We start from the raw sequence: 6,417 nt of genomic DNA, 5'->3' as shown, positions 1-6,417 counted from the left end.
TGTCTTCTTGTCAAAAACAAATCAATTTTGATCCTGACTTTGAAAACACCCTGCTCCCAAAGGGCGAGGGGAGAATCGCTTTTCATTAAATTCTCACAAATCAGAACGGATTGCTATAAGATAATTATTATGACTTATAACTGACTGTGATAATGTTTTCATTGCTTTTGAATTATAATAAAAATTAACATCAAACTTAAATTTATTTATGGTAGTTATTTTGTCGGCAGTTTTGCCCGTAGCTGTAATTATTTTAGTGGGTTATATTGCTGGACAGAAATTGAACTTGGATACCGTTACTTTATGTGAATTAAGTGTTTATATTTTCGCTCCAGCTATTGTTGCTGATAGTCTTTATCGCACTACAGTATCAGGAAATAGCATATTTTTGATCATATTCAATTACACTATAATTTCAGCTATTCTCTATTTTTTAATAGTAATTTTTAGTAAAATTTTTCATATAAAACAAAAAAATAAACAAAGTTTTTTTGCTATCATTCTTTCTCCCAACAATGGAAATATGGGCTTACCTATTGTTACTTTTGCCTTGGGTAATGGCGGTTTGGAAAGAGCGGTTATTTATATGATTGCTTCCAGTATTTTTTTATTTGGAATGTTACCAGCAATTCTTAGTAATCAAAGTTTTAAAAAGAGCATTAAATTAACTCTTGGCTTACCTTTAGTGTGGGCAATGCTAGGAGGGGCGCTGTTAAATTTTTTATCTATTCAACTACCTTTTAATCTAGGTAAAAGTTTAGAGTTATTAGGTATTGCGGCTATTCCTACGGCTTTGATTATTTTAGGAATGCAGTTATCACAAAGTAAATTTGAGTTTAATTTAGAGGTATCTTTACTAGCAGGAATCAAATTAATTTTTGCTCCGTTAATTGCTTATTTTGTGGGTGGGTTAACGGGATTATCAGGGTTAGATTTACAGGTGTTAATTTTACAAACTGCCATGCCTACGGCAGTTAATAGCTTAGTAATGGTAAAACAATTTGGCGGTAATGATGTTTTAGTCGCTCAAACTATTATTATTTCTACGGTGATGAGTTTTATTTCATTGCCAATTATTATCGGTTTAATCAATTAGGGGTTGCTGAAAAAGTATTGTGGTGAGGGGAGGTGTCAGGCTTCGGGTGTCAGGTTTGAGGTGAAATGCTTATTAATGAAAGACTTTAGCCAAATAGTTATTTTTCATAAATTACTCATTTGTATCAATTATTTTTGATTCGTAACTAAGAAATACAGTATTTTTGAAGAAAAAACGTTATTTTTTGCACTTTTTTTAATGTAAATTATGCTTAAAGTCTTTGTTTAATTAGGTTTCTGAGTTATTCAGCAAACCCTAATTAGGATTTGATGATCTTTTTTGGTTAACGGATCATCTCTAATAAATTTGTACTTCCCCAAATTGCTCCAATAATAATAGAAGCAGAAAGAATCCCAGCAATTAAAGCAACTATAAATCCAGCTAAACAGATTAAACCGTCATCTTCTTGTAAGCCAAAACCGATGATGAATACACCCATGGCGGGCGCTGTATTGGTGCCGGGTATGGGTATCATCATGGAAATGCCCATTAAAGCAATGATTACGCCTAAAAAAACTTTTCCTAGGGGTGTATTACAAATATAGGTCAAACGTGGTTTTGTGATGTTTTCAATTTTTTGTAGCCATGGCAAACCTTTTTTAAAAAAATTTTGTGCCATAGTTTTTTTCATTGCACCTTTTTTTAATCGTTTTGGTAGCCATGGAGTTTTAGCGCCCGTCGCCAGTTGCATTCCCAATAAAAATATCAAAATACCGAAGGGTATGGAATAGCCGGGTGCTGGAATTGGCAACGCCGAGGGGAAAGATAACACCGCTAATAAAAAACCGAATATACTTTCTCCTGCTAAAGTCATTAAATCATCGAAAGTGATTTTTTCTTGTCTTTCGGTAGCGAATAAATAGTTATCCAATTTGACGGATAATTTTGCCATAAATTTTATCTAATTGGTTATGGTGAAGGGCGCTGGATTGTTTTTTAGGGTTGCTGAGAAGTGATGTCGTCAGGATAATAGACAATTGACAATGAGTTGTTAGTTATCCATAAACTTTTGTTTAATAAAGGTTTTTATTTATTCAGCAAAACTTATTTACTTATACACTATTAAATAGTAAGAATTACACAAGGATTTACCCCTGATAAAATTAATTTTTTTTAAAAGTTATTAATAGTTTATAAACCCTCTAAAGGCACAGTAAGAAAACGAGCTAATTCTGCTGCTTGATTCTCTAGTTTAGAGAGGGCAATAGGTTCACCTACAGGGGTTAGAGGTATATCTCTTTTTGGTTTTACTCTTAAATATAAGGTTCTTTTTGGGTTTAAACCTTCCTTAATTTCCGCCCTAATTGCTTGTACATCGTTAATGTCATAGACTAATTCAACACGACGATTTTCTCCTAGAAAACCACGGCGAAAAATAGTTACTTTTCCTGCTTTTTTGTCAAATTCATTATAACCGCTACCAACATTTAATAAAATTGTTAACCAAATATATGTAGCTAATAAACTTCCAGCCACGCCGTAAAATGTTAAGGCTATGCCTTGGGGTACAAATTGCACTCCTGAAACATCAGTGAATTTTAATATATCTCTGTGAAAATAACTGGATAATCCTGCTAAGAGGAAGCCGACACCGCCAATGGTGGAGGCACCAGCTACTAAAAAGTTACTGATTCGTCGAGAACCTGTGATATTGTGTTTTAAGGTATAGTCGTTAACCTGCATTTTTTTTTAAATTTTCGATAAAAACTCTCATATTATTAGTGGCTTATAGCCCTAATCTTTACTATATCATGGCTATGCTAGTTTGTTTTGGTGATGGTGAAGGGCGCTGGTTTACTAAGTCGGCTTTGCACTCATTAGTGAAGTCGTGAGGGCAAATTGACAATTGACAATGGATAATTGACAATTATGAGTTTTAACTATCCTCCTGTAGTATATGTATTTTTGTATTTTAACTGCATTTTTATTTAAAAAAAGCGTAATTTTGCGTATTTTTTTGATGCTTGTAGTATTCTTTAACTACAATTTCTTTTTTTCATCGATTCTTAAATAATTGACTGTTTTAAATCTTTTAATTGTTGTTCAATTTTTTTAATTTCTTCAAAAAAATAACTCATTTTTTCCATGTCTTGATTATTAGTATAAATAGTTATTTGTTGCTGACAATATTGCTTATATTTCTCTAAATTAACGCCCTCTAAACAAGCCAACGCAAAATTAATATTACTTTCTGGGGCAAATAATCTTTGCTTATTATTTTCACTAGGATTAAATAAAGGTTGCCAAAAAGTGATAAATTCAGGATGATTAACCATATTTTCCTGTAAAGTTGTTAATAATTTATTATCATGATAATCTATATCTATATTTTGACTGAAATAATTAATTTGTTGCCATAAGAAACGATAATGATCAAGACTAAATAGCAAATCTTTTTCATCTAAGTAATTAACGATAGTTTCTCGCCAAGAAGGGCAATGTAGATAAATCAATAGTAATAAAAATTCTGCTTCCTCTACTTGACTATTAACCGTAGATTTAAGACTTTTGCGAGGTAATTTTGCTTTAGTTTGATAACTTTTAGAATTATTTTCTAAATTGTGATAAATTTTGGTTAATTCTTGACTGTTGAGGGAATTTAATGGACTTCTACCCTTAGTTAAAATCTCGGCACAGGATAATAAATAATGATTTTTAGTAACTTCATTACTAATTTTTCTAATCAGTTTAGTCATACCTTGAAAGACTAACTCAAAATCACCACTATTTGATAAGTTTTTATCTTTTAAAATTTGGTCAATTTGCCAATCTAGCCAGAGGGGCGCTGAATCAATTAATCTTTGATATTTTTCCACAGAATCATCACTAGCATTAAGAAATTCATCGGCATCTTTGCCATTAGGAATATTAACAACTTTGAGTTTAAGTTGCCCTGTATAAATCAAATTTTCTACCTCTTTAATTGCCCTTTCTGTTGCTTTTATACCTGCTTTATCTGCATCAAAATTAACAATGATTTCCTTTGAATCAGTGTATCTTGACAGAATTTTCACATGATGACTGGTTAAAGCTGTGCCTAAAACTGCTACTACATTTTTTATATTTTGACTGTGTAAAGCAATGGCATCAAAATAACCTTCAACAATAATAACTTTATCATTTTTAGCAATAGCTTGTTTAGCTTGATCTAGCAAAAATAAAGTATGACTTTTAGAAAATAATTCTGTATCAGGAGAGTTTAAATATTTTGGCTCACTGCCATCTAAACTTCTTGCACCAAAGGCAATTATTCGACCATCTTTATCACAAATAGGAATCATTAAACGATGTTTAAAATAATCAATATAACCGCCTCCGTTTTTTCTTTCTTTGATTAATCCAGCTTTGGCAACTAAACTAATGGAATAGTGTTTTACTTCCACCAAATAATTATATAAAGTATCCCAATTATCTGGGGCATAACCTAACTTAAATTGTTGAATGGTAGCATCATCTAATTTTCTTTCTTGCTGTAAATAATCCAGCGCCCTTCGCCCTTGCGGTTGTTGTAAACTATGCTGAAAAAAACCGGAAGCAACGGCCAGAATTTCGTATAATTGTTCTCTAATAGTAATTTGTCTTTGAATTTCTTTTTGTTGTTCGGGCGCTAAACTTTTGATGGGAATATGATAACGTTGGGCTAAATCTAGTACAACTTCTTTGAAAGATTGTTTATTAATATCCATGAGAAATTTAACTGCACCACCCCCAGCACCACAACCAAAACAATAGTAAAGTTGCTTAACAGGATTAACACTAAAACTAGGGCTTTTTTCTTCATGAAAAGGACATAAACCGCTTAATTCATTCCCTTTTTTTTGTAATACTACATAATCGGAAATAATTTCTACTAAATCGATTTTGTCTTTAACTTCAGCAATGGTTTCAGGATGTAGTCGAATATAGTCCATTTATTTAATAAGTCAAAAGGGCAAAGGTAAAATTAAAGATAGCTTAGACTACCATTAATATCATGTTCGGAAATCTGTTATAAAAGATTATATCTTCGTAATTTATCCACTGTGTAATGAATTACACGGCTAATGGTGTTCCGTTCAATAAATTGAACTAATATCAAGTTCGGATAATTAGTTATAAATAGATTATCTCTTCGTAATTTACCCACCGTGTAATGAATTACACGGCTAATAGGTTTACGTTCAATAAATTGAACTAAGATATTGATATTACTAATTTGTAAGTAATCAAACGGACTTGATATAATTTTTTTACGTCTTAAAAAATGGGTTTTTAAACTCTTTATTATTCGATAATTAATTACTATTTTCGTATGGCTAAATTTTTGATAATTTTAGATTTAGATTTTTAGATCATAATTAGAATTTACTTAAAAGTAAATCTCAAGATAAATTAAACGATTGACGAAAATTCTTTGAGGCAATTAAAGGGTTAGGATGTTTAATATACTCAGTAAATATTGTGATGTTTAGGTTAGGGAATAATTTACTATATTCTATTAATTCATATCCATAATTTGAGCTAAATTCTAATGTATTCTCTGAGCATAAATGATAAATAAATAATTGTTCATTTTGCCAAAACCAGACTTCTTTAACGCCTAATTTGTGGTAAATCTGTAGAGAATCAATACTAGCAAATATTACTTCAATAGCTAAATCTGGATATTCTTTTAATTCATGAAAACAATAACTTTTATCTGGTTCTAATCCTCCTCTTTTTTCTTCTTTACGGAAAGTTGTCGAACCAGTAGGATAATAATTAATATTATGTTCTATTAAATAAATTTCTAGTAAAATTGCTATACGTTTTTTTAATATTTCATGGTTACGACTAGGAGACATAATCGTTAAAATTCCTTCGCAATACTTAATTCTAAATTTAGCAATATCATCCAGTTTATTTAATAAAATTTCGTATTGTAGCCAAGAGATATTATTGATACTAAATAAAGTATCTGTTTCTGCATTTATTAACTTTTGATTAATCAATAAATTTTCTAGTTGTGGAGTCAACATAACTTAAATGACCTCAAACTCTCTTACTTCTAATAAATTATAAGGAATTAAGCCCAGCGCCCGACCCCATTCCTCTTCAATAGCCGTCAAATCATCAGGAGGTATCTGTTTCCATAACTGACGATGCGCCCACCAAATCACGCAAATAACCTTATTATCACCCTCTAACCATACTTGTTTTTGGATAAAACCATCATAACGTTCCAGCGCCCTTGTCCAAATTAACTCATCATACTGTAAAAATACTGCTTGATCCGCTTTGGCAACTTCAAATTTGAGCCATTCAACCACCATATTACCTTGTTATAATACTTAACAAAACTT

At 31.2% G+C, this 6,417-nt stretch carries 6 protein-coding genes; 1 reads left to right on the top strand and 5 read right to left on the bottom strand.

The window, feature by feature from the left end; genetic code table 11:
• Positions 1-208: 208 nt before the first annotated feature.
• On the top strand, positions 209-1,096 hold the full coding sequence (locus IGQ45_03630; protein ID MBF2056317.1) for an AEC family transporter: 888 nt from the start codon (positions 209-211) through the stop codon (positions 1,094-1,096).
• Between the two features lie 283 nt (positions 1,097-1,379).
• Here IGQ45_03630 and IGQ45_03625 read toward each other — a convergent pair whose 3' ends face one another.
• The 5 genes from IGQ45_03625 to IGQ45_03605 all read right to left on the bottom strand — a co-directional run bounded on the left by IGQ45_03625 (position 1,380) and on the right by IGQ45_03605 (position 6,387).
• Positions 1,380-1,988 carry an exopolysaccharide biosynthesis protein gene (locus tag IGQ45_03625; protein MBF2056316.1) on the bottom strand — a complete coding sequence of 203 codons (609 nt, stop codon included), beginning with the start codon at positions 1,986-1,988 and terminating at the stop codon, positions 1,380-1,382.
• Positions 1,989-2,227: 239 nt separating this feature from the next.
• A complete protein-coding gene (locus IGQ45_03620) occupies positions 2,228-2,779 on the bottom strand; it encodes a photosystem I assembly protein Ycf4 (protein ID MBF2056315.1) in 552 nt (183 codons plus the stop codon).
• 323 nt (positions 2,780-3,102) lie between these two features.
• Complete coding sequence (locus IGQ45_03615) at positions 3,103-5,007, bottom strand: DNA primase (protein ID MBF2056314.1); 1,905 nt, start codon at positions 5,005-5,007, stop codon at positions 3,103-3,105.
• Positions 5,008-5,457: 450 nt separating this feature from the next.
• On the bottom strand, positions 5,458-6,093 hold the full coding sequence (locus IGQ45_03610; protein MBF2056313.1) for a Uma2 family endonuclease: 636 nt from the start codon (positions 6,091-6,093) through the stop codon (positions 5,458-5,460).
• Positions 6,094-6,096: 3 nt separating this feature from the next.
• Positions 6,097-6,387, bottom strand: a complete 291-nt coding sequence (locus tag IGQ45_03605) for a TIGR03792 family protein (GenBank protein ID MBF2056312.1) — start codon at positions 6,385-6,387, stop codon at positions 6,097-6,099.
• Positions 6,388-6,417: the final 30 nt, after the last annotated feature.

Source organism: Cyanobacterium sp. T60_A2020_053, from assembly GCA_015272165.1.
Taxonomy (GTDB): domain Bacteria; phylum Cyanobacteriota; class Cyanobacteriia; order Cyanobacteriales; family Cyanobacteriaceae; genus Cyanobacterium.
Note: the sequence above shows the minus strand (reverse complement) of the source record. Positions and strands in the feature narration are given on the sequence as shown.